Consider the following 21,373-nt stretch of genomic DNA (forward strand, 5'->3'; position numbering starts at 1 on the left):
CGGGGCGGCCGGTGGACCGGCCGCCCCGGAGCTCCGTGTGGCTCAGCCCTCGGAGGGCGGCCGCTGCTCGTGGTTCTCCCGGAGCCACTGCGGCACCTCCGGCTGCTGTTCCTGCTGCCCCTGCGGTCCCTGCTGCCCCTGGAGCCAGTACGGCACCTCCGGCTCCGGGTCGGGCGGCCCGAACAGCGCGGACAGCACCAGCTGGGTGAGCATCGCCCCGATCGGCCAGGCCAGCAGGGCGCCCTTGGCCTGCAGCCGCAGCGGGCCGTCGAAGGCCACGCCAGGGCCGACCTGCTTGGCGTGCTCGGCCACGTCCGGGGTGGGACCCAGCCACATCCCGGTCAGCCAGCCCAGCGCCGCGCCGAGCAGTCCGCCCACGACCAGCGCCACGACCAGCGGAATCCCGCCCCGGCGGCGGAAGAGGAAGACCGCGGCGGTGGTGAGCACACCGAAGGCGAAGGCCAGCAGGAGGAAGGTGCCGTCCGCGCCGATCGACTCCTCGCCCTCGGTGTTCTTGAGGTAGACGTTGCGGGTGTCCGCGATCAGCGGGACATGCGGCGCGAGCCAGTTCCACAGCAGGCCGAGCAGCACACCGGTCGCCGCGACCAGGAGCGCGATCAGCGCGCCCTCGCGCAGCTCGCGGGCCAGCTCGGGACCGCCGAGACCGCCGTGGTCGGCCGCGGGCGCGGCCTCGGGGTGCCGGGGCTCTTCGGGCGGTTGGTTGTCGCGGGGCGTCAGCGGTGCGGTCACACCGTCATCGTGCCAGGTGGGGCTGGTGGGACCGGAAGCAGGACGCCCGTTCGGTGTGGTGGGACCGCTCATCGGGTCGCCGCCCGTCGGTAGGCCCAGGTGGCGACGGCCAGCGAGAGCACCCCGACGGCCGCGCAGACGCCCAGGTCGGCGCCGACCGCGACCCAGTCCGGGTGCGGGTCGAAGCTGCGCGCCAGCGCCTCCACGCCATACGTCGAGGGCAGCAGATCGCGGGCCCAGCCGATCACCGCGGGCATCCGCTCGGCCGGCAGGACGCCCAGCAGCAGCGCCGCCGACATGCCCAACTGGCCGCAGAGCGTGGCGAGTTCCTGGCGCGGGGCGAGCAGGCCGAGGGCCGCGCCGAGACCGGCCAGCGCCGCCCCGGCGAGCGGGAGCACCGCGGCCAGCACCCACAGATGGGTCATCGGCAGCTGGAAGAGCACACAGCCGGTGATCGCGGTGACCACCGTCCCCGGCACGGTGAACGAGGCGTAGGCCGCGGCGGCGCCGAGCACCACGGCGGCCGGCGGCACCGGCAGCGTCGCGTAGTGGTCGAGTCCGCCGCCGGCCCGCAGCTGGCCGAAGTACTGGGCGAGCAGATTGAGCGCCACGAAGGCGACGACCAGCACGCTGGAGCCGGACACCACGGCCCGCGCCGGTTCGCCGCCGTCGACCACCCCGCGCAGCAGGACCATGATCCCGATGGACTGGAAGGTCGCGACGAACAGCAGCGGGATCCGTGCGACCCGGGCCCGGGAGAGCTGGGCACGGTAGACGGCGACCAGCGCGGGCACCAGACGGGCGCGCGGCGCCAGCGGGGCCGCCTCCTCGTCTCGCGCTCCGGTCGCCGGAGCCGCCCCGGCCACCGCCTGCACGGGAACCACACTCACGCTGTCATCACGCCTTCCTCGCTGCCCCCGTGGTAGTTCATACGTCCGCCGGAGCGGTCCCCGTTCACGCCTTGACCAGCCCCTCGGCACGGCCGCCGAGGGCCAGGTACACATCTTCCAGGCTCGGCGTGGCGAGGGTGAAGTCGTCGAGGGCGGCGAAGGCGGGGCCCGCGGTGACGGCGGCGACGGCGGAGCGGGCCCGGTCGGCGGGGAGACGGAGGGTCCAGCGGCGGCCGGAGGCGTGTGCGGCGGCTTGGAGGGCGGCGACCTCGGGCACGTCCAGCGGCGGGCGGTCGCGCCACACCAGCTCCAGCCGCACCTCGTCGCTCACCATTTCCTTCAGTCCCCCGGGCGTGTCGCAGGCGATGACCCGGCCGCGGTCGATCACCGCCACCCGGTCGAGCACGCTCTCGGCCTCCAGGACGTTGTGCGTCACCAGCACCACCGTGACACCGCGCTCGGCCCGGCGCCGGTCCACCGCGGCCCATACGGAGCGCCGCGCGACCGGGTCCATCCCGGTGGTCGGCTCGTCCAGCACCAGCAGCGGCCGCTCGCCGATCAGCGCGGTGGCGAAGCAGGCCAGCCGGCGCTGTCCGCCGGACAGCTTCTTCAGCGCCCGCCCGGTCAGGTCCGCGAGGCCCAGCTCGTCGATCACCGCGTCCCGCTCGGCGCGCGCCTCGCGGGCACCGAGACCGCGCAGCCGGCCGGTGGTCTCCACGGCCAGCGCGACCGTCATCTCGTCCAGCGCGGTGGATTCCTGTCCCAGGTAGCCGAGCAGCCGGGCGGCCCGCTCCGGGTGGCGCACCAGGTCATGGCCCAATACGGAGATACCGCCGGAGTCGGGGCGCAGCAGTCCGGTGAGCTGGCGCACCAGGGTGGACTTGCCGGCGCCGTTGGGGCCGAGCAGCCCGAAGATCTCTCCGCGGTGCACATCCAGGGTGATGCCGTCGTTGGCGCGTACGGCGGGCGCCTGTGCCGCCCCGCGGCGCCCGCGCATCGCGGGGTACGTCTTGACCAGGTCCCGCACGGCGCACACCGGCACCCCGCGCTCCACCTGTTTTGCGCCCGTCCTCACGAGCTATGAGGGTACGCGTCCCCGGCCCGCCTCCGGCCCGCGGGGCTCCGGCGGGCGAGCCGGGACCGGGACCGTCCGGGCCGTCAGTCCCCGGCCGGAGCGTGCTCGGCGGCCGTCCGCAGATCGACCTCGCGCCAGAAACCGGCCCGGATCGCATAGCGGTCGTGCTCGTCGATCTGGTCGTCCTTGTGGGCGAGCAGGCCGAACCGGGCGGCGTAGCGCAGCAGTTCACCGTCGATCCGGTGCGGGATGCGCGGGTACTCCGTGGACAGCTGCTGGAGATGCGCGGTGTCGGAGAGCCGGTCGGTCCAGCGGCGGGCGAAGACCTGGCCGACCTCGAAGGGGTCGCCGCTGACGGCGGTGATGTCCTCCTCGCGGTCGGCCCAGCGCTGCTCGGCGCTGGTGAGCTGGGCGAGGGTCGGCAGGGAGGCGGTCCCGTCCGGCTCGCCGGCCGGTCCGCCGCGCTCGACCCAGCCCTTGTCGGACGACCAGCGCAGAGTGGCGCCCGCCGCGGGCGCCGGACCCGTACCGGCGGGCTGCTGGCCCGCGGCGTGGGCCCGGCCGAGTCCGGCCAGGTCCTTGGGGGTGGGCACGACCTTGGAGCCGGCGGCGCCGGGCTCACCGCCTGTGGCCGTCCCGTTCCCGGCGGCGGCCGCGGGACGGGAGACGCCGTTGGCGCCGTTGTGCTCATGGGTGTGCTCGGCGGATTCGGGGCCGGCCGCGGCGACCGCCGCGGCTGCCGCGGCCGCGGACTCGGGGAGCGGCGCGGAGAGGATCGCGGCGATCTCGGGGCGGGGTACGGGCGGCGGGGCGCAGGGGCCGCCGAGCTCCTTGGCGCGTACCGCGCGGATGATCCAGGTCCGGTCCAACACCCGCCGCTCGTCGGCCTCGGCGACCAGGTCCTCGGACTGGTTGTAGTCACCGTCCGCGGCCTGGACGGCCCACAGGTGGACGGCGACGCCGTGCTCCTTGGCCGACATCAGCCCGGGCAGCAGATCGCCGTCGCCGGTGACCAGCACGATGTCGGAGCAGGCGCGGTTACGGGCGAGCTCGGTCAGCTCGGCGTGCATGGCGGCGTCCACGCCCTTCTGCGCCCAGCGGCCGTCGCTGCGGGTCAGGGCACCCAGCCGGACGGTGACCCGGGGCATCACCCGCAGCCTGCGGTGCTCGGGCTGCGGGACGCGGTCGGGGGCTCCGTCGAACCAGTAGATCCGCAGCAGCGGGCGTTCGGTCTCCGCCTCGGCGCGCTGGCGCAGCCCCTGGATCAGGGCGGCATGGTCGACGGTGATCCTGGAACGGGCGGGCTCTCCGGCGAGCAGACTCGCGGCGGCACCGAGCAAATACCCGGCGTCCACCAGGACGACGCAGCGATCCACGTTCCACCCTCTTCCCTGAGGTGCTGAAAGTCCGGTCGCCCCCCGGCTCGGCCCATGGCACGAGTTTTCTTCGGCTTTCCTTCGAGTCTGCCCGACCGTACGGGCGTTATCTGCCCGAACTCGATCATCGGCGTGGCGGATTCGGCGGGGACGTCGAGCACAGTGCGTGATCAACCATATAACGCACGGTAATTGCCCGAAATGCAGGCGTCTGTCCGCCATGTAAGTCTGGTTCCGGCCCAGATCCCGGATTCCCCCTCAGGAGGCAAGATCATGGCCAAGGACAAGAAGCAGGACCGCAGTCAGCAGCAGAAGGCATCCGCGGCCGAGCGCGGCCAGCAGGAGGCCCAGAAGGCGAGCTTGGAGGCACAGTCCCAGGCGCGGTCACAGGCGCAGGGCAGCCCGGCGGATGTTGCGCGTAAGCACCAGCGGCGCTTCGGTCACAACTGATATACGCCGTACGGAAGTTGAGGGGCGCGTCCGCATCGGGCGCGCCCCTCGGGGTAACAGCGGCCCCTCGGGGCCGGTCGCTCAGCCGGCCAGACAGGACGGACCGAGCAGCACCTTCAGATCGCCGAACAGCGACGGGTCGGGCGTGACCCGGTGCCGGTCCAGCCGGAGCACCGTCGTCTTGCGCGCCCCCTGCAACTTGATCCGCACCTCGGTGGAGCCGCGGTGGCTGCTGAGCACCTCGCCGAGCTTCTCGACCATCGGCGGGGTGACCTTGACCGTCGGAATGGTGATCGTCACGGGCGCGTTGGTGCCGGCCTCCGAGAGGTCGGGGACCATCATCTCCATGGCCACCAGCCGCGGGATGTCCTCCCGCTTGTCGAGGCGGCCCTTGACGAAGACCACGGTGTCCTCGACGAGTTGGGTGGACACCAGCTGGTAGGTGGCCGGGAAGAACATGCAGTCGATGGAGCCGGCCAGGTCCTCGACGGTGGCGATGGCCCAGGCGTTGCCCTGCTTGGTCATCTTGCGCTGCAGACCGGAGATGATGCCGCCGATGGTGACGATCGACCCGTCCGAGTAGTCGCCGCCGGTCAGCTGGGCGATGGCGGCGTCGGCCTTGTCGGACAGGACGTGTTCCAGGCCGAAGAGCGGATGGTCGGAGACGTAGAGACCGAGCATCTCGCGCTCCTGGGCGAGGAGATAGGTCTTGTCCCACTCGACGTCCGAGAACTCGACGTCCAGCCCGAAGCCGGGCCCCTCGTCGGCGCTGTCGTCGCCCATGCCGCCGAAGAGGTCGAACTGCCCCTCGGCCTCCTTGCGCTTGACCTGGACCACGTTGTCGATCATCGGCTCGTAGTGGGCCGTCAGCCCCTTGCGGGTGTGGCCCATCTCGTCGAAGGCACCGGCCTTGATCAGGGATTCGGTGGTGCGCTTGTTGCAGACGACCGCGTCGACCTTGTCGAGGTAGTCGGGGAAGGAGAGGTACTTCCCCTTCGCCTTGCGGCTGCGGATGATCGAATCGACGACGTTCTGGCCGACGTTGCGGACCGCGGTGAGACCGAAGAGGATCACATCGTCACCCTGGGCGGCGAAGTTCGCCTCCGACTCGTTGACGTTGGGCGGCAGCACCTTGATGCCCATGCGCCGGCACTCGTTCAGATAGACCGCCGACTTGTCCTTGTCGTCGCGCACGGAGGTGAGCAGCGCGGACATGTATTCGGCGGGGTAATTGGCCTTGAGGTAGGCGGTCCAGTAGGTGACCAGGCCGTACGCGGAGGAGTGCGCCTTGTTGAAGGCGTAGCCCGCGAACGGGACCAGCACGTCCCACAGCGCCTGGATCGCCTGGTCGGAGAAGCCGTTCTTGCGCGCGCCCTCCTGGAAGAGCACGAAGTTCTTCGCCAGCTCCTCGGGCTTCTTCTTGCCCATGACACGGCGGAGGATGTCGGCCTCGCCGAGGGAGTAACCGGCGATGATCTGGGCGGCCTTCTGCACCTGCTCCTGGTAGACGATCAGGCCGTGGGTGAGGCCGAGGACCTCCTTGAGGGGCTCCTCCAGCTCCGGGTGGATCGGGGTGATCTCCTGGAGGCCGTTCTTGCGCAGCGCGTAGTTGGTGTGCGAGTCCATGCCCATCGGACCCGGGCGGTACAGGGCCGAGACGGCGGAAATGTCCTCGAAGTTGTCGGGCTTCATCAGCCGCAGCAGCGAGCGCATCGGGCCGCCGTCGAACTGGAATACGCCGAGCGTGTCACCGCGGCAGAGCATCTCGTAGGTCTTGGGGTCGTCCAGCGGGACGGAGAGCATCTCCAGGTCGACGCCCTTGTTCTTCTTCACCATCTTGACGGCGTCGTCCATGATGGTGAGGTTGCGCAGGCCCAGGAAGTCCATCTTCAGCAGGCCGAGCGACTCGCACTGGGGGTAGTCCCACTGCGTGATGGTGACGTTGTCGGTGTGCCGGACCCAGACCGGGGCGTGGTCGACGATGGGCTCGCTGGACATGATCACGCCGGCCGCGTGCACACCCATCTGCCGGACCAGGCCCTCGACGCCCTTGGCGGTGTCGATGACCTTCTTGACGTCCGGTTCGTTCTCGTACATCCCCCGGATCTCGCCGGCCTCGCTGTAACGCGGGTGCTGGGGGTCGGTGATGCCGCTGAGGTCGATGCCCTTGCCGAGGACGTCGGCGGGCATCGCCTTGGTGAGGCGGTCACCCATGGCGTACGGATAGCCCAGGACGCGCGCGGAGTCCTTGATGGCGTTCTTGGCCTTGATCTTGCCGTAGGTGCCGATCATGGCGACCTTGTCGGCGCCGTACTTCTCCGTGACATACCGGATGACTTCGACGCGCCTGCGCTCGTCGAAGTCGATGTCGACATCGGGCATGGAAACGCGCTCGGGGTTGAGGAACCGCTCGAAGATCAGTCCGTGGGTGATCGGGTCGAGGTCGGTGATGCCCATGGCGTACGCCACGATCGAACCGGCCGCGGAGCCACGGCCCGGGCCCACCGCGATGCCGTTGTTCTTGGCCCACATGATGAAGTCGGCGACGACGAGGAAGTAGCCGGGGAACCCCATCTGGATGATGATGTCCATCTCGTACTCGACCTGCTTCTGCCGGTCCTCGGGGACCCCGTCCGGGAAGCGGCGCTTCATGCCGACCCGGACCTCCTCCTGGAACCAGGTGACCTCCGTGAAGCCCTCCGGGATGTCGAACTTCGGCATCAGGTCGCGCTTCTCGAACATCCCGTCGGTGTCGATCTGCTCGGCCACCAGGAAGGTGTTGGCGCAGCCCTCCTGCCAGGCGTCAGAGGAGTCGATGGCGTACATCTCGTCCGTGGACTTGAGGTAGTAGCCGGTGCCGTCGAAGCGGAAGCGGTCCGGGTCGGAGAGGTTCTTGCCGGTCTGGATGCACAGCAGGGCGTCGTGCGCGGTGGACTCGTGGGCGTAGGTGTAGTGCGAGTCGTTGGTGACCAGCGGCGGGATGCCGAGCTTCTTGCCGACCTCCAGCAGACCGTCGCGGACCCGGCGTTCGATCTCGATGCCGTGGTCCATCAGCTCCAGGAAATACCGGTCCTTGCCGAAGATGTCCTGATACTCGGACGCGGACTTCAGCGCCTCGTCGAACTGGCCGAGCCGCAGCCGGGTCTGCAGCTCACCGGAGGGGCAGCCGGTGGAGGCGATCAGACCCTCGGACCACTGGGCGATGGTCTCCTTGTCCATCCGCGGCCACTTCTGCAGCCAGCCCTCGGCGTAGGCGTCCGAGGACAGCCGGAAGAGGTTGTGCAGACCGGTCTTGTTGGCCGCCCAGATCGTCTTGTGGGTGTAACCACCGGAACCGGAGACGTCATCGCGCTTCTGGTGCGGCTGGCCCCACTGGATCTTGCGCTTGTTGCGCCGCGACTCCGGCGCCACATAGGCCTCGATGCCGATGATCGGCGTCACTCCGGCCTTCTTCGCCGAATGGAAGAAGTCGTAGGCGCCGTGGAGGTTGCCGTGGTCGGACATGGCGATATGCGTCATGTCCATCTCGTTGCACGCCTTGAACATGTCCGACAGCCGCGCCGCACCGTCCAGCAGTGAGTACTGGGTGTGGACATGCAGGTGCGTGAAGGGGGGCCTGGACGAGGCTGCCACGGCGGAGGACCTCCGGAAAACGGTCGGGTGGGGGCACCTCCCCGGCATGACCGGGAGGGGCGGATGGTGGTCTCGAAGTCTACGGCTCCCCAGTGACAATCGGCGGGCACCGACGAGTAGCCTCGCGCGTTGTCAGTGGCAGATCCGCCCCCGGCCCGGCGCCGGGGGAGCAGTCACGGATCCCGTACCGTTCCGCACCTCAGGAGGCACCCAGCGATGCCGTCCCAGCACGCCCCGGCGCAGGACGCCGCGCAGCGCGGCGAGGAGATCCTCGCCGTTTTCGACACCGCCTTCGGGGAGCTGCTCGCCGCCGACCCCGCGGCCTTCCGCGTGAAATTCCGGAAGATGGCCGCCTCCGCGTTCGCCTTCTACCGGGGCACGGCCTGCCTGTTCTACCGGGACCTGGAGGAGTACGCCGCACAGGACGGCGGCGGCAAGGACAGCGGCCCGTATCTCGACGAGCGGACCGCCCGGGTGTGGATCCACGGCGATCTGCACGCCGAGAACTTCGGCACGTACATGGACGCCACGGGCCGGCTGATCTTCAACGTCAACGACTTCGACGAGGCGTACGTCGGCCCGTTCACCTGGGACCTCAAGCGGTTCGCCGCCTCGGTCGCACTGATCGGCTACGCCAAGGCGCTCAGTGACAAGCAGATCACCGACCTGGTGCGCACCTACGCGGCCGCCTACCGGGAGCGCATCCACGCGCTGGCCCACAAGACGAAGGGCTCCGACAGGGACGAGCTGCCGCCCTTCACGCTGGACACCGCCGAGGGCCCGCTGCTGGACGCGCTGCGCGACGCCCGCTCGCTGACCCGGTTCGGGCTGCTGGACTCGATGACGGAGATCCGCGACTTCGAGCGGCGCTTCGCGGCGGGCGGCGGCAGCGTCGAGCTGGACGCGGCGACCCGCTACAAGGTCCTCGCCGCCTTCGACGGCTATCTGGAGACGCTGCCGGAGTCGAGCCTGGACCGCCCGGACTCCTACCGCGTCAAGGACGTGGTGGGCCGCCGCGGCATCGGCATCGGCTCGGCCGGTCTGCCGTCGTACAACATCCTTCTGGAGGGCAACAGCGACGCCCTGGAGAACGATGTCGTGATCTACATGAAGCAGGCGCAGACCCCGGCCGTCTCCCGGCACATCACCGACCCCGCGGTCCGCGGCTACTTCCAGCACGAGGGCCACCGCACGGTGATCTCCCAGCGCGCCCTCCAGGACCACGCCGACCCGTGGCTGGGCTGGACCGAACTCGACGGCGCCGGCCAGCTGGTCGCCGAGATCTCGCCGTACGCGGTCGACCTGGACTGGTCCGACATCGACGACCCGGACGAGATCGCCGCGGTGGTCGCCGACCTGGGCCGGGCCACCGCGACCATGCACGCCGCCGCGGACGACGAGAGCGGCCACTCCCTGGTCCCGTTCTCCACGGAGCGCGCCATCGACGCGGCCATCGCGGCCGACGAGGAGGGCTTCGCCTCGCTGCTGGTGGACTTCGCGCACTCCTACGGGGCCCGCGCCCGTGCCGACCATCAGATCTTTGTGGATCTGTTCCGGAACGGGCGGATCCCCGGCCTGTAGGGCCCACGGGCCCAAGACGTGCCGTACGCACCGGATCGTCCGGTGCGTACGGCTTCGGGCCCCCTTAGCCGCCACTTAACCCCGCCCATGGCACACTCGGCTGCGATGGACATTTCGGCGGCACATCTGCGGGCACTGCGCGCGGCGCTCTTCACGGCGCTGTGCGTCACGCTGTCCTCGGCGTCCCATGTGCTGCTGTCCCGTATGCCGCTGCCGCTGACCACCGTCGCCGTGCTCAGCACCGCCGTGTTCGGCATCGCCTATGCGCTGGCCGGCCGGGAGCGCGGCTACTGGCGCATCGCCGCGCTGCTGGTCCCCCTGGAACTCGCCGCCGATCTCGTCTTCAGCCTCGGGCAGCACACCTGTTACGGGGCGGCCGGCGGCCCGGTCGCCGGTCCGCTGCGCTCGCTCGGCGTGGATCTGCTGTGCGGCGGCGACCCGGTCGGCGCACCGCTGACGCGGCTGCCCGAGGACCAGGCCGGGCCGGTGAGCAGCTGGCTGGTCCTGCTCGCGGCACATCTCGTGATCGGGCTGCTGGCCGCGGGCTGGCTGCGCCGTGGGGAGGCCGCGCTGGGCCGGCTGCTGGGCGCGGTGGCCTGCTTCGCCTTCCGCCCGCTGCTCCTCGCCGTCGCGGTCATCGGCGCCATCGCCGCCCCGCGCCGCCCGGCGCCCGCTCCCGAACGGTCCGGGCACCCCGCCCGCGCCGTGCCCCTGCTCGTGCACTGTGTCGTGCGCCGTGGGCCGCCCTGCGCGCTCGCCGCGTAGGCCACAGCACCCACCCGTCCCACGGATTCGCACGGAGCAGGAACAGCCATGAGCAACCGCAACAACCAGGCCAACAAGCAGGCAGCCCGCGAGCGGCTGCGCGCCGAGCGCGAGCGGCAGGCGAAGAAGGACCGGCTCCGCCGGCAGCTGATCGTCGGCGGCGCGATCGTCGGTGTCCTGGCGATAGCCGGCGGTATCGGGGTGGTGGTCGCCACCTCGGGCGACGACGGAGCGAACGCCCCGCTGGTCAAGCCCGCCAACAGCAGCGGCCCCAAGGGCACCACGATCGTCGTCGGCAAGGCGGACGCCAAGAACACCCTGGACCTCTTCGAGGACCCGCGCTGCCCCGGCTGTGCCTCCTTCGAGCAGACCGTCGGCGCCACCGTCGAGAAGGACATCAAGGACGGCAAGTACAAGGCGTCCTACCACCTGGGCACGTTCCTCGACAACAACCTCCAGGGCACCGGTTCCAAGAACGCGCTGAATGCGCTGGGCGCCTCCCTCAACGTCAGCCCGGACGCCTTCCTGAAGTACAAGTACGCGCTGTACTCGAAGGAGTTCCACCCGGTGGAGACCGGGCCGGACAAGTTCGCCGACGACGACTACCTGATCAAGGTCGCCGACACCGTCCCCGCGCTGAAGGGGAACGCCGCCTTCCAGAAGGCCGTCAAGGACGGTACGTACGACCGGTGGGCGCTGGAGGTCTCCAACGCCTTCAACTCCGTCAAGGACGTCAAGAGCACCCCGACGATCAAGCTCAACGGCACGGTGCTGGGCAAGGACACCCCGCAGGGCAAGGTGGCACCGGACAGCGTGGCCGACTACAACTCCCTGGTGGAGAAGGAACTGAAGAAGTGACGTAGGCGGGGACCGGCTCCGCAGCCGGCCTCCGTCCTGCCCTCCCCGGCCGGCGTGCTCCGTGCGCGCCGGCCGATGCCAAATCTTGACCCCTCGCGGCGCCGTGCACATGGCAGACTCCGCTCATGCAGGCGACGGGAGGACGTCCCGGGACCCGGCCGGCGGCCGCGCCGGGGGTCCAGCTCAGGGCGGTGCGGGCGGTGTTGTTCACCGCGCTGTGCACCACCCTGTCCGCGACCTCCCATGTCCTGCTCTCCCGCGCCCCGTTACCGCCCGCGTCGGTCGTCGCTATCTGCGTCGGCGTCTTCGCCGCGGCCTATGCGCTGACCGGACGGGAGCGTGGCTACGGCCGGATCGCCGCGCTGCTGGTGCCCCTGGAGCTGGCCGCCGACACCGTCTTCACCGCCGGACAGCACACCTGTTACGGCGGGGCCGGCGGCCCGGTCACCGGCCCGCTGCGCTCGGTCGGCGTCGATCTGCTGTGCGGGGGCGGCGAGTTGGGCACTCCGCTCGCCAGAATCGCGGCCCATACGGGCACACCGCTACCGCCGGTCCCGGCGGCCGCCCCCTGGCTGCTGCTCGCCGCCCATGTCGCCGTCGGCCTGCTCGCCGCAGGCTGGCTGCACCGCGGTGACGCCGCCCTGGACGCCCTGCTGCGCGCCGCTGCGGCCGGCGCCTGCCGCCCGCTGCGCACCGCGGCCGCGGTGGTCACCACCGTGGTCCCCCTGGCCCGCCGCCAGATCCGCCCGCTGCACCCGATGCCGCCGGCCCGCCCGCTCCCCCTCCTCGTGCACTGCGTACTGCGCCGCGGCCCGCCCGCTCCGGCCGCCGCCTGACCAGTCCGCAGCAGTCACGACATCCCGAGGGACGGAACCCCCCATGAGCAACCGCAACAACCAGGCCAACAAGGCCGCGGCCCGCGAACGCATCCGGGCCGAGCGCGAACGCCAGAAGAAGAAGGAGAAGCTGCGCCGCCAGCTCGTCGTGGCGGGCACCGTGGCCGGTGTCCTGGTGGTGGCCGGCGGCGTCGGCTTCATGGTGATGAAGGCCAACGAGCCCAAGGGCTGGGAGGCCGCCAAGGAGGCCGAGCCGGTCGCGCCCGCGAACACCCAGGGCAAGAACGGCACCGAGATCCTGATAGGCGACAAGAACGCCAAGGAGACCCTGGAGGTCTTCGAGGACATCCGCTGCCCGGCGTGCGCGTCCTTCGAGCAGAGCAGCGGTGAGGCGCTGCTCAAGGACATCGAGGACGGCCGCTACCGGGTCCGCTTCTCGATGTACACCTTCATCGACGACACCCCGGCCGGCGGCGAGGGCTCGAAGAACGCGCTGAGCGCGCTCGGCGCGGCGCTGAACGTCAGCCCGGAGGCGTTCCTGAAGTACAAGACGGCGCTGTACTCCACCAAGTTCCACCCCGAGGAGCAGGTCGACGCCTACAGCAAGGACTCCGAGCTGCTCAAGGTCGCGGCCACGGTGCCGGCGCTGAAGGGCAACAAGGCGTTCGAGACAGCGGTGAAGAAGGGCACCTACGACCGCTGGGCGATGGACATGACCGCGCTCTTCGGCCGTAAGGGCGTCAAGGCCACGCCCACCCTCATGCACGGCGACAAGAAGCTGACGATCCCCCAGGTCCCGCAGCAGCAGATGACGCAGGCGCAGTACAACCAGCTCGCGCAGGCCAACTTCAAGAAGATGATCGACAAGGAGTTCGGCCCGGCGAAGGGCTCCGGGAAGCCGGAACCGGGCAAGGGCGACAGTAAGGACGAAGGCGGATCGAAGGGCATTCGCGAGGGCGAAAAGGATCCCTCGGCCAGCCGCTGAGCGCCTTTCGGACAACGGGTGGGCGAATTCTCGGGATTCCCGTGAATTCGCCCTCCCGGGGCGCCTTACCGGCCAGTAGGGTGATCGGCCGTGACCGATCATGACCAGATCTCGCGCCGCACTGCCGTCACGGCCGTAGCCGCCACCGCCGCACTTCTGCCGTTCGCCGGCGCCACCACGGCGCACGCCCAAGAGGCCTCGGACCAGGCCCTGTTCTTCCAGCACGGGGTCGCCTCCGGTGACCCGCTCCCGGACGGAGTCCTGCTGTGGACCCGGGTCACGCCGACCCCGGCGGCCACCCCCGGATCCGGCCGGGGGCCGGCCACCAAGGTGAGCTGGCAGGTGGCGACCGACAAGGACTTCGCGTCCGTCGTCGCCCGGGGAAGCCTGACCAGCTCGGCCGCCACCGACCACACCCTCAAGGCGGACGTCCGCGGCCTGCAGCCGGCCACCCCCTACTACTACCGCTTCACCGTCGACGGGCAGCACTCCCCCGTCGGCCGGACCCGCACCGCCCCGGCCCATGACACCGCGGCCGGCAACATCCGCTTCGGTGTGGTCTCCTGCGCCAACTGGGAGTCCGGCTACTTCTCCCCCTACCGGCACCTGGCCGCCCGCACCGACCTGGACGCGGTGCTCCATCTCGGCGACTACCTCTACGAGTACAAGTCCGGCGAGTACCCGGAGTTCAAGTACGTCGTCCGCCCGCACTCCCCCGCGAACGAGCTGCTGACGCTCGCCGATTACCGCATCCGGCACGGCGTCCACAAGACCGACCCGGACGCGCTGGCCATGCACGCCTCGCACCCCGTCATCGCCATGTGGGACGACCACGAGTTCGCCGACAACGCCTGGAAGGGCGGCGCGACGAACCACACACCGGAGAGCGAGGGCCCCTGGTCCGCGCGGATGGCCGCCGCGAAGCAGGCGTACTTCGAGTGGATGCCGGTGCGCCCCTCGACCGCCGGCACCACCTACCGCAGGCTGCGCTTCGGCACCCTCGCCGATCTGCATCTGCTGGACCTGCGGTCGTTCCGCGACGAGCAGGCCAAGCCGGGCAGCGGCGCGGTCGACGACCCGAGCCGTACCCTCACCGGGCGGGCCCAACTGGACTGGCTCAAGGCCGGTCTCGAACGCTCGGACACCGCCTGGCGGCTGGTCGGCACCTCGGTGATGATCTCGCAGGTCGCCTTCGGCGCCATCCCCGCGAAGCTGCTCGGCCCGCTCGCCGAGATCCTCGGGATACCCAAGGAGGGCCTGGCGATCAACACCGACCAGTGGGACGGCTACACCGATGACCGGCGCGAGCTGCTGAGCCACCTCAGCGACCGCGGCATCGACAACACCGTCTTCCTGACCGGCGACATCCACATGGCCTGGGCCAACGAGGTGCCGCTGCAGGCGGCGACCTACCCCGCCGACCAGCCGGTGGCGACGGAGTTCGTGGTCACCTCCGTCACCTCCGACAACGTGGACGACTTCCTGCATGTCGCCCCGCACACGGTCTCACTGGCCGGGGTCGCCGCCCTGAAGGCCGCCAACCGGCATGTGAAGTGGCTGGACATGGACTCCCACGGCTACGGGGTCCTGGACGTCAGCGCCGAGCGTACGCAGATGGACTACTTCGGGATCTCCGACAAGACCGATCCGCAGGCCACCAGCGCGCTGCTGCGCTCGTACCGCACCCGGTCCGGCACCCAGCAGATGGAGCGGGCGGACCAGCCGGTCGGCTGACCGAGCACGTCCCGGGCCTCGCCGGCCTGCCCGTTCACAGGCCGGCGAGGAAGCCCAGCGCCACCTTCCAGGCGCTCTCCGCGGCCTCCTCGTCGTAGTCGGGCAGCTCGGGATCGGTGAAGAGGTGGCCGGCGCCGGCGTAGCGGAAGACCTCCACGTCCGCGCCGGCCCGGCGCATCTGGAGATACCAGGAGTTCAGCCAGTCGTGCGGCTCGTACGGGTCCGGGTCGGCGACATGCAGCTGCACCGGCAGCTCGTCGGCGACGGTGTCCTCCGCGATGTCCGAGGTGCCGTGCAGCAGAAGCAGGCCGCGGGTCTTCTCGTCACCCAGTGCGAGGTTCTGGGCGACCGAGCCGCCGAAGGAGAAGCCGGCGTAGACCAGCCCGCGGTCGGAGTACGGCGCCACGGCCGTGATGGCCCGCTTGAGCAGCTCCTCCTTGCCGATCTCGTCCTTGATCAGAATGCCGTCCGGTACCGACTCGGCGGTCCGGCCGTCGAACAGATCGGGGACGATCACCTCGTGACCCGCGGCCCGCAGCCGGTCCGCCGCGGCATGCACCGCGGGCCGCAGCCCGCACACCGAATGAAACAGGACAATCGTCGAAAGCCCGCTGGTCGAGGACTCGGAGGCGGCCGGCACTGACATCACTTCCCTGGGGTTGGATCGCTCTCGCCCCATCCTGCCAGTTACGGTCACGAGGACCGGGTACCAGCACACCACAGCCCCTCGCACCCCACGGAGGAGGAGTCTCGTGTCATTGGAGGACGTACTGCGTCCGGTCGCCGTCATCGGCGGCGCCGTCCTGCTCACGCTCATCCTGGTCTGGCTCACCGACCGCGGCCTGCACCGGATCGACGCCGCCCATCCCGAGACCCCGTTGTGGGGGCTGCTGCGGCGCTGCCGGATACCACTGCGGGTGGCCCTGTGCACCGCGCTGCTGCTCGCCTCGTTCGACGAGGCCGGGCTGAAGATCGCCGCGGACCACGAGGCGGGCGTCGGCCAGGCGCTGACCCTGGTCCTGATCGCGGCCACCGCCTGGCTGGCGGTCCGGGCCGCGGCGGCGATCGTCGAGTCCTCGTACTCCCGCTATGCGGCCAGCGGCCGGGATGCGGCACGGGTGCGGCGGGTGCGGACCCAGGTGACGCTGATCCAGCGGGTGGTGACGGCCGTGGTGATCGTCGTCGCGGCCGCCTCGATGCTGCTGACGTTCCCGGCGATGCGGGCGGTCGGCACGTCCATGCTGGCGTCCGCCGGACTGCTCGGCATCGTCGCCGGTATAGCCGCCCAGTCCACCCTCGGCAACCTCTTCGCGGGGCTGCAGATCGCCTTCGGTGACATGGTGCGCATCGGGGACACCGTCGTCGTGGACGGCGAGTGGGGCACCGTCGAGGAGATCACACTGACCTCGCTGACCGTACGGACCTGGGACGAGCGCCGGATCACCATGCCGGTGTCGTACTTCACCGGCAAGCCGTTCGAGAACTGGTCGCGCGGCGGGGCGCAGATGACCGGCACGGTCTTCTTCCACCTCGACCACAGCGCGCCGGTGGAGAAGATGCGCCAGCAGCTGCTCGAAGTCCTCCAGGAGTGCCCGGACTGGGACGGCAGGTCCTGGAGCCTGGTGGTCACCGACACCACCCCGTCCACGATCGTGGTGCGGGCGCTGGTCACCGCCCGGGACGCGGACACCCTCTGGACGGTGCGCTGCGAGGTCCGTGAGCGGCTGCTGGAGTGGCTGCGCACCGAGCACGCCTACGCGCTGCCGCGGATCAGCACCGCACCGGCCCCGCCCGGGGTCCCGGAGGCCCGCCACGGCGAGGACCCGGACGCCCGGCGGCTGTCGAAGGACTGAGGGGGCGCGGCCGCCCGGCCGCGCCCCGGTGTCACGGTGTGTGCCGCAGACTGCGCATGTCCAGATGCCGCAGCACCCGGTCGACGATCTCCGGGTCCGCGCCCGGCTCACTGCGCGCGGCCAGCACCTCGTGCCGGGCGGCCGAGAGCATCTCGCCCTGGATGCGGTGCACCTTCTTCATCCGGTGGATGCGCTTCTCGAAGAGCTCGCGCCGCTCGTCGTCGACGATGTCCGGCGCGATCCGGGCGCCCATGTCGTACGCCCGGCGCGCCAGCTGGTCGCTGACCTCCTCGGGCAGCTCCTCGACCTCCAGGATCTCCTTCAGCCGCCGCTTGGACGCCTTGATCACCCTGATCGCCAGCTCCCGCTCCAGCGCGTCGACGGCATCGGTGTCGGCCCTCACCCGCAGCCTGCGCACCAGCCAGGGCAGGGTGAGGCCCTGGACGAGGAGGGTGCTGAGCACCACCGCGAAGGCGATGAAGAGGATGTCGTCGCGGGCCGGGAAGCCGTCGCCGCCGTCGATGCTGTAGGGGATGGCCAGCGCCAGCGCCACGGAGGCCACCCCGCGCATGCCCGACCACCACATGATGAGCGTCTCCCGCCAGCTCATCGGGATCTCCTCGTCATAGTCGCGGAGCTTGTGCATCCGCTTGGCCAGCCAGGCGGCGGGCAGCAGCCACAGCAGCCGGACGCCGACGACCACCGCGACGACGACGGCGCCGGCGCCGAGCAGTTGGCCCCAGCGGTGCGAGGCGGCGCCGAAGATGTTGTGCAGCTCCAGACCGATCAGCCCGAAGGCGACGCCGGTGACGAGGGTGTCGACGACCTCCCAGAAGGTGTAGCCGGCCAGCCGGCCCATCACATCGTCGGCGTCGACGGCGTACTCGGCCAGGAAGAGCGCGCAGGTCAGCACCGCGAGCACACCGGACCCGCGGAACTCCTCGGCCAGGACATAGGCGACGAACGGCACCAGCAGCGTCAGACCGATCTGCAGCGTCGGGTCACCGAGCAGCCCCATCAGCTTGTTGGTGACCCAGCCGAGCCCCAGGCCGACCGCTATGGCCACCACCGCGGACAGCACCAGCGAGCCGACCGCCGCGGGCAGCGAGAAGGTGCCGCTGACGGCCGCGGCGAGGGCGACGTGGTAGAGCACGATCGCGGTGACGTCGTTGAACAGCCCCTCGCCCTCCAGGATGGAGACCAGCCGGCGGGGCAGTCCCAGCTTGCCGGCGACGGCGGTGGCGGCGACCGGGTCGGGCGGTGCGACCAGCGCACCGAGCACCACCGCCGCGGCCACCGGCATCCCGGGCACCACCGCCTGGGCGACCGCGGCGACCGCCGCGGTGGTGGCGAAGACCAGCGCCACGGCGAGCAGGAAGATCGGCCGGAGATTGGCGGTGAACTGCCGCCAGGAGGTGCGCTGGACGGCCGCGTAGAGCAGCGGCGGCAGCACCACCGGCAGGATGAACTCGGGCGGCACCTCGACGTTGGGCACGAACGGCAGCAGCGCCAGAACAGCACCCGCGAGGGTCATCAGCACCGGTGACGGGAGCCGCAGCCGGTCGCCGACCGGAACCATGACCACGGCTCCGAGCAGCAGGACGAACATCAGAGCCAGCTGGTCCACGGTGGCGACGCTCCGGGGTCGGATCCGGTCAATGTCCGTCCCCAGCCTGCCACGGGGCCGCCGGCTGCCCGCCGTGTCGGCACCGTGGAAGACGCTGCGTCAGCCGCTCTCGTCCCGGACGGTGTCGAGGGCGTGCTGCAGATCGTCCGGGTAGGAGCTCTCGAACTCGACCCAGCGGCCGTCCGAGGGGTGCTCGAAGCCCAGCCGGACCGCGTGCAGCCACTGCCGTCCGACGCCCAGCCGCTTGGCGAGGGTCGGGTCCGCGCCATAGGTCAGATCGCCGACGCAGGGGTGGCGGTGCGCGGCCATGTGCACCCGGATCTGGTGGGTGCGGCCGGTCTCCAGCTTGATATCGAGCAGGCTGGCCGCCCGGAACGCCTCTATCAGGTCGTAGTGCGTGACGGACGCCTTGCCCTCGGCGGTGACCGCCCACTTGTAGTCGTGCTGGGGGTGGCGGCCGATGGGGGCGTCGATGGTGCCGCTCATCGGGTCCGGGTGGCCCTGGACCAGGGCGTGGTAGCGCTTGTCGACCGTACGCTCGCGGAACTGCTGCTTGAGCAGGGTGTAGGCGCGCTCGGACTTGGCGACGGCCATCAGGCCGGAGGTGCCGACGTCGAGGCGGTGGACGATGCCCTGGCGCTCGGCGGCGCCGGAGGTGGAGATGCGGTAGCCGGCCGCGGCCAGACCACCGATGACGGTGGTTCCGGTCCAGCCCGGGCTCGGGTGGGCGGCGACCCCGACCGGCTTCATGATCACGACGATGTCGTCGTCGTCATGCACGATCTCCATGCCCTCGACGGGCTCGGCGACGACCTCGACGGGCGGCGCGGCCTGCGGCATCTCGACCTCCAGCCACGCGCCACCGTGCACCCGCTCCGACTTCATCACCTCGGATCCGTCGACCCGGACCTTTCCGGCGGCGGCGAGTTCGGCCGCCTTCGTACGGGAGAAGCCGAACATCCGGGCCAGCGCGGCGTCTACGCGCTCGCCCTCCAGGCCGTCCGGTACGGGCAGGGTGCGGATCTCGGGAATGGTGCTCACCCCACGAGTATGGCAGTCCCGCCATGGTGTCCTGCCCGGCGGCCGGGGCCGGGACGGACGGACGGTCCGGAGGGGCCCGGTCAGTCCTTGTGCACGGTCCCGTCGGGGTCCAGCCCACGGAAGGACAGGATCACGATCAGCACGCCGCCGCAGACGATCGCGGAGTCGGCGAGGTTGAAGACCGCGAAGTGCGCCGGCGCGATGAAGTCGACCACCGCACCCTCGAAGACGCCCGGCGCGCGGAAGATCCGGTCGGTGAGATTGCCGAAGGCGCCACCGAGCAGCAGCCCGAGCGCGATCGCCCAGGGCAGGCTGTAGAGCTTGCGGGCGATCCGGAAGATGACCAGGATCACCGCCGCCGCGATGATGGTGAGGAAGATCGTCAGCGCCTCGCCCATGCCGAACGCGGCGCCGCGGTTACGGATCACCGTGAACCGCAGCAGCGTCCCGATCACCTCGATGGGCGCATGGTGCTCCAGCTTCGCGACCACGAGGAGTTTGCTGCCCAGGTCGAGCAGGTAGACGAAGAGCGCGACCAGCAGCAGCGCGAGGATCCGCCGTTTGCCGCGGTCCTTGCCCTGCTCCGGCTGCACCGTACCTCCCCCTTCGGATCCCGTCGTGGGATCCGCTCCGGTACCCGGCTCGGGTTCCGGCGTACCGGTGATGCGTTCCGCCTCTGCCACGTGTGAGTCCCTCAGCCCGTTGTATCCCCGGCCGGGCCGTGCCCGGCTGAACCACGAGAGTACGGCACACGCGTACGGCAGCGGGCGGTACGGGTGCCGTCCGCGCCACCGGCCGTCACCTCAGCGGCGCTCCTGCTGCTGCTTGCACTCCACGCACAGCGTCGCGCGCGGGAAGGCCTGCATCCGTGCCTTGCCGATGGGGTTGCCGCAGTTCTCGCACAGCCCGTAGGTGCCCGCGTCCAGCCGGCCGAGGGCGCGTTCGGTCTGGTGGAGCATCTCGCGGGCGTTGGAGGCGAGCGCCAGCTCGTGTTCGCGGGTGATGTTCTTGCTGCCGGTGTCGGCCTCGTCGTCCCCCGCGCCGTCCCCGGAGTCACGCATCAGCCCGGCGATGGCGTCCTCGGCCGAGACGATCTCCAGCCGCAGCCGTGAGGTCTCCTCCATCAGTTCGGTCCGTGCCTCGGCGACCTCCGCGGGCGTCCAGGGGTCCTCGCCGGGCCGTACGGCGAGCTCGTCCGGCGCCGCGGCCACCCGGGCCATGGGCACCGCGGAGTCATCGCCGTGCGCCGTGGCCGATGCGGCCGCAGTCTTCTTCGCCACCACCGTCTTGGCTCCCGTCTTCTTAGCGGGCACCGCGGCCGTCTTGGCCGGAGCCTTCTTCGCGGCCTTCTTCGCCGCCGTCTTCTTCACCACCGTCTTCTTCGCCGCCGTCTTCTTCGCGGCGGCCCGCTTCGGCACCGCCTTCTTGGCCGTCGCCTTTTCCGGCGTGGTCGTACCGGCCGCCGTCTTCTTGGCCGCGGCCTTCTTCGGAGCTGTCTTCTTCGCTGCAGGCTGCTTCGCGACGGCCTCGTCGGCAGGCGTCGTGCTCTTCTCCGCGGCGGTCTTTTTCGCCACCATGGCCGCGACCCCTTCACATATGTGACTTTGTTCGCGAATCGTGACGGGAACGATAAATCGCCTCACGCCACGCGGCAACGGGACGCACCGCCCTTCGGGCCCCGGCACCCGGCCCGGAAGGGCGGCCCGTCTCGGTTGTGCCCGCTCCCCGCCCGGCGAATCCGCCCATAGGGGGCGCAGCGGCCCGCTGGCCATTCGGGTCATCGCACGGGCCCGCCCCGCGGCGCGGCGAAGGGCCGGACCACCCCGTACGGCGACCCGCGGCGGGCCCCGCCCCGGGTCGCCGGAAATCCGGTCGGCCGCTGTCGGCCCGGCCCCGTACACTGGGCCCAGCGAGAGGCA

General features: G+C 70.8%; 18 protein-coding genes. 8 read left to right on the forward strand and 10 right to left on the reverse strand.

Annotated elements, in window-relative coordinates; all coding sequences use genetic code 11:
* Nucleotides 1-42 precede the first annotated feature (42 nt).
* The 4 genes from NUT86_RS11710 to NUT86_RS11725 form a co-directional block, all read right to left on the reverse strand.
* On the reverse strand, nucleotides 43-750 hold the full coding sequence (locus tag NUT86_RS11710) for an ABC transporter permease (protein WP_159488586.1): 708 nt from the start codon (nucleotides 748-750) through the stop codon (nucleotides 43-45).
* Nucleotides 751-818: 68 nt separating this feature from the next.
* A complete protein-coding gene (locus NUT86_RS11715) occupies nucleotides 819-1,640 on the reverse strand; it encodes an ABC transporter permease (protein WP_026169747.1) in 822 nt (273 codons plus the stop codon).
* 64 nt (nucleotides 1,641-1,704) lie between these two features.
* Nucleotides 1,705-2,637, reverse strand: a complete 933-nt coding sequence (locus tag NUT86_RS11720; RefSeq protein WP_229838599.1) for an ABC transporter ATP-binding protein — start codon at nucleotides 2,635-2,637, stop codon at nucleotides 1,705-1,707.
* A 161-nt stretch (nucleotides 2,638-2,798) separates the two neighbouring features.
* On the reverse strand, nucleotides 2,799-4,091 hold the full coding sequence (locus NUT86_RS11725) for an NYN domain-containing protein (protein ID WP_274735017.1): 1,293 nt from the start codon (nucleotides 4,089-4,091) through the stop codon (nucleotides 2,799-2,801).
* 273 nt (nucleotides 4,092-4,364) lie between these two features.
* Here NUT86_RS11725 and NUT86_RS11730 point away from each other — a divergent pair, with 273 nt between their 5' ends.
* Nucleotides 4,365-4,541, forward strand: a complete 177-nt coding sequence (locus tag NUT86_RS11730) for a hypothetical protein (protein ID WP_018090275.1) — start codon at nucleotides 4,365-4,367, stop codon at nucleotides 4,539-4,541.
* Nucleotides 4,542-4,622: 81 nt separating this feature from the next.
* On the opposite strand, the gene dnaE is transcribed toward NUT86_RS11730, so the two are convergent.
* Entirely contained in the window at nucleotides 4,623-8,174 is a 3,552-nt protein-coding gene (dnaE, locus tag NUT86_RS11735; protein ID WP_208685007.1) for a DNA polymerase III subunit alpha, read from the reverse strand.
* Between the two features lie 216 nt (nucleotides 8,175-8,390).
* Between dnaE and NUT86_RS11740 the strand changes: the two genes are divergently transcribed.
* The 6 genes from NUT86_RS11740 (at nucleotide 8,391) to NUT86_RS11765 (ending at nucleotide 14,933) form a co-directional block, all read left to right on the forward strand.
* Nucleotides 8,391-9,755, forward strand: a complete 1,365-nt coding sequence (locus NUT86_RS11740) for a DUF2252 domain-containing protein (RefSeq protein ID WP_018090273.1) — start codon at nucleotides 8,391-8,393, stop codon at nucleotides 9,753-9,755.
* A 105-nt stretch (nucleotides 9,756-9,860) separates the two neighbouring features.
* Entirely contained in the window at nucleotides 9,861-10,520 is a 660-nt protein-coding gene (locus NUT86_RS11745; protein WP_274735021.1) for a hypothetical protein, read from the forward strand.
* 48 nt (nucleotides 10,521-10,568) lie between these two features.
* Nucleotides 10,569-11,378, forward strand: a complete 810-nt coding sequence (locus NUT86_RS11750; protein WP_159488578.1) for a thioredoxin domain-containing protein — start codon at nucleotides 10,569-10,571, stop codon at nucleotides 11,376-11,378.
* 125 nt (nucleotides 11,379-11,503) lie between these two features.
* Nucleotides 11,504-12,214, forward strand: a complete 711-nt coding sequence (locus NUT86_RS11755) for a hypothetical protein (RefSeq protein ID WP_274735023.1) — start codon at nucleotides 11,504-11,506, stop codon at nucleotides 12,212-12,214.
* A gap of 43 nt (nucleotides 12,215-12,257) precedes the next feature.
* Nucleotides 12,258-13,199 carry a thioredoxin domain-containing protein gene (locus NUT86_RS11760; RefSeq protein ID WP_274735025.1) on the forward strand — a complete coding sequence of 314 codons (942 nt, stop codon included), beginning with the start codon at nucleotides 12,258-12,260 and terminating at the stop codon, nucleotides 13,197-13,199.
* Nucleotides 13,200-13,289: 90 nt separating this feature from the next.
* Complete coding sequence (locus NUT86_RS11765) at nucleotides 13,290-14,933, forward strand: alkaline phosphatase D family protein (protein WP_018090268.1); 1,644 nt, start codon at nucleotides 13,290-13,292, stop codon at nucleotides 14,931-14,933.
* A 34-nt stretch (nucleotides 14,934-14,967) separates the two neighbouring features.
* On the opposite strand, the gene NUT86_RS11770 is transcribed toward NUT86_RS11765, so the two are convergent.
* A complete protein-coding gene (locus tag NUT86_RS11770) occupies nucleotides 14,968-15,579 on the reverse strand; it encodes a dienelactone hydrolase family protein (RefSeq protein ID WP_174876406.1) in 612 nt (203 codons plus the stop codon).
* Nucleotides 15,580-15,691: 112 nt separating this feature from the next.
* Between NUT86_RS11770 and NUT86_RS11775 the strand changes: the two genes are divergently transcribed.
* Nucleotides 15,692-16,786 carry a mechanosensitive ion channel family protein gene (locus NUT86_RS11775; protein WP_159489489.1) on the forward strand — a complete coding sequence of 365 codons (1,095 nt, stop codon included), beginning with the start codon at nucleotides 15,692-15,694 and terminating at the stop codon, nucleotides 16,784-16,786.
* Between the two features lie 31 nt (nucleotides 16,787-16,817).
* Here the strand turns inward: NUT86_RS11775 and NUT86_RS11780 are convergent, their stop codons facing one another.
* The 4 genes from NUT86_RS11780 to NUT86_RS11795 all read right to left on the reverse strand — a co-directional run bounded on the left by NUT86_RS11780 (nucleotide 16,818) and on the right by NUT86_RS11795 (nucleotide 21,031).
* Nucleotides 16,818-18,413, reverse strand: coding sequence for a Na+/H+ antiporter (locus NUT86_RS11780; RefSeq protein ID WP_018090265.1), 1,596 nt, complete (start codon nucleotides 18,411-18,413; stop codon nucleotides 16,818-16,820).
* Between the two features lie 99 nt (nucleotides 18,414-18,512).
* Entirely contained in the window at nucleotides 18,513-19,454 is a 942-nt protein-coding gene (locus NUT86_RS11785; RefSeq protein ID WP_159488570.1) for an RluA family pseudouridine synthase, read from the reverse strand.
* Nucleotides 19,455-19,534: 80 nt separating this feature from the next.
* Nucleotides 19,535-20,137, reverse strand: coding sequence for a signal peptidase II (gene lspA, locus NUT86_RS11790; protein WP_018090263.1), 603 nt, complete (start codon nucleotides 20,135-20,137; stop codon nucleotides 19,535-19,537).
* Nucleotides 20,138-20,257: 120 nt separating this feature from the next.
* Nucleotides 20,258-21,031 carry a TraR/DksA family transcriptional regulator gene (locus NUT86_RS11795; RefSeq protein WP_274735032.1) on the reverse strand — a complete coding sequence of 258 codons (774 nt, stop codon included), beginning with the start codon at nucleotides 21,029-21,031 and terminating at the stop codon, nucleotides 20,258-20,260.
* Nucleotides 21,032-21,373: the final 342 nt, after the last annotated feature.

The sequence above is a fragment of the Streptomyces sp. G7(2002) genome (assembly GCF_028870195.1).
Lineage (GTDB): Bacteria > Actinomycetota > Actinomycetes > Streptomycetales > Streptomycetaceae > Streptomyces > Streptomyces nigrescens.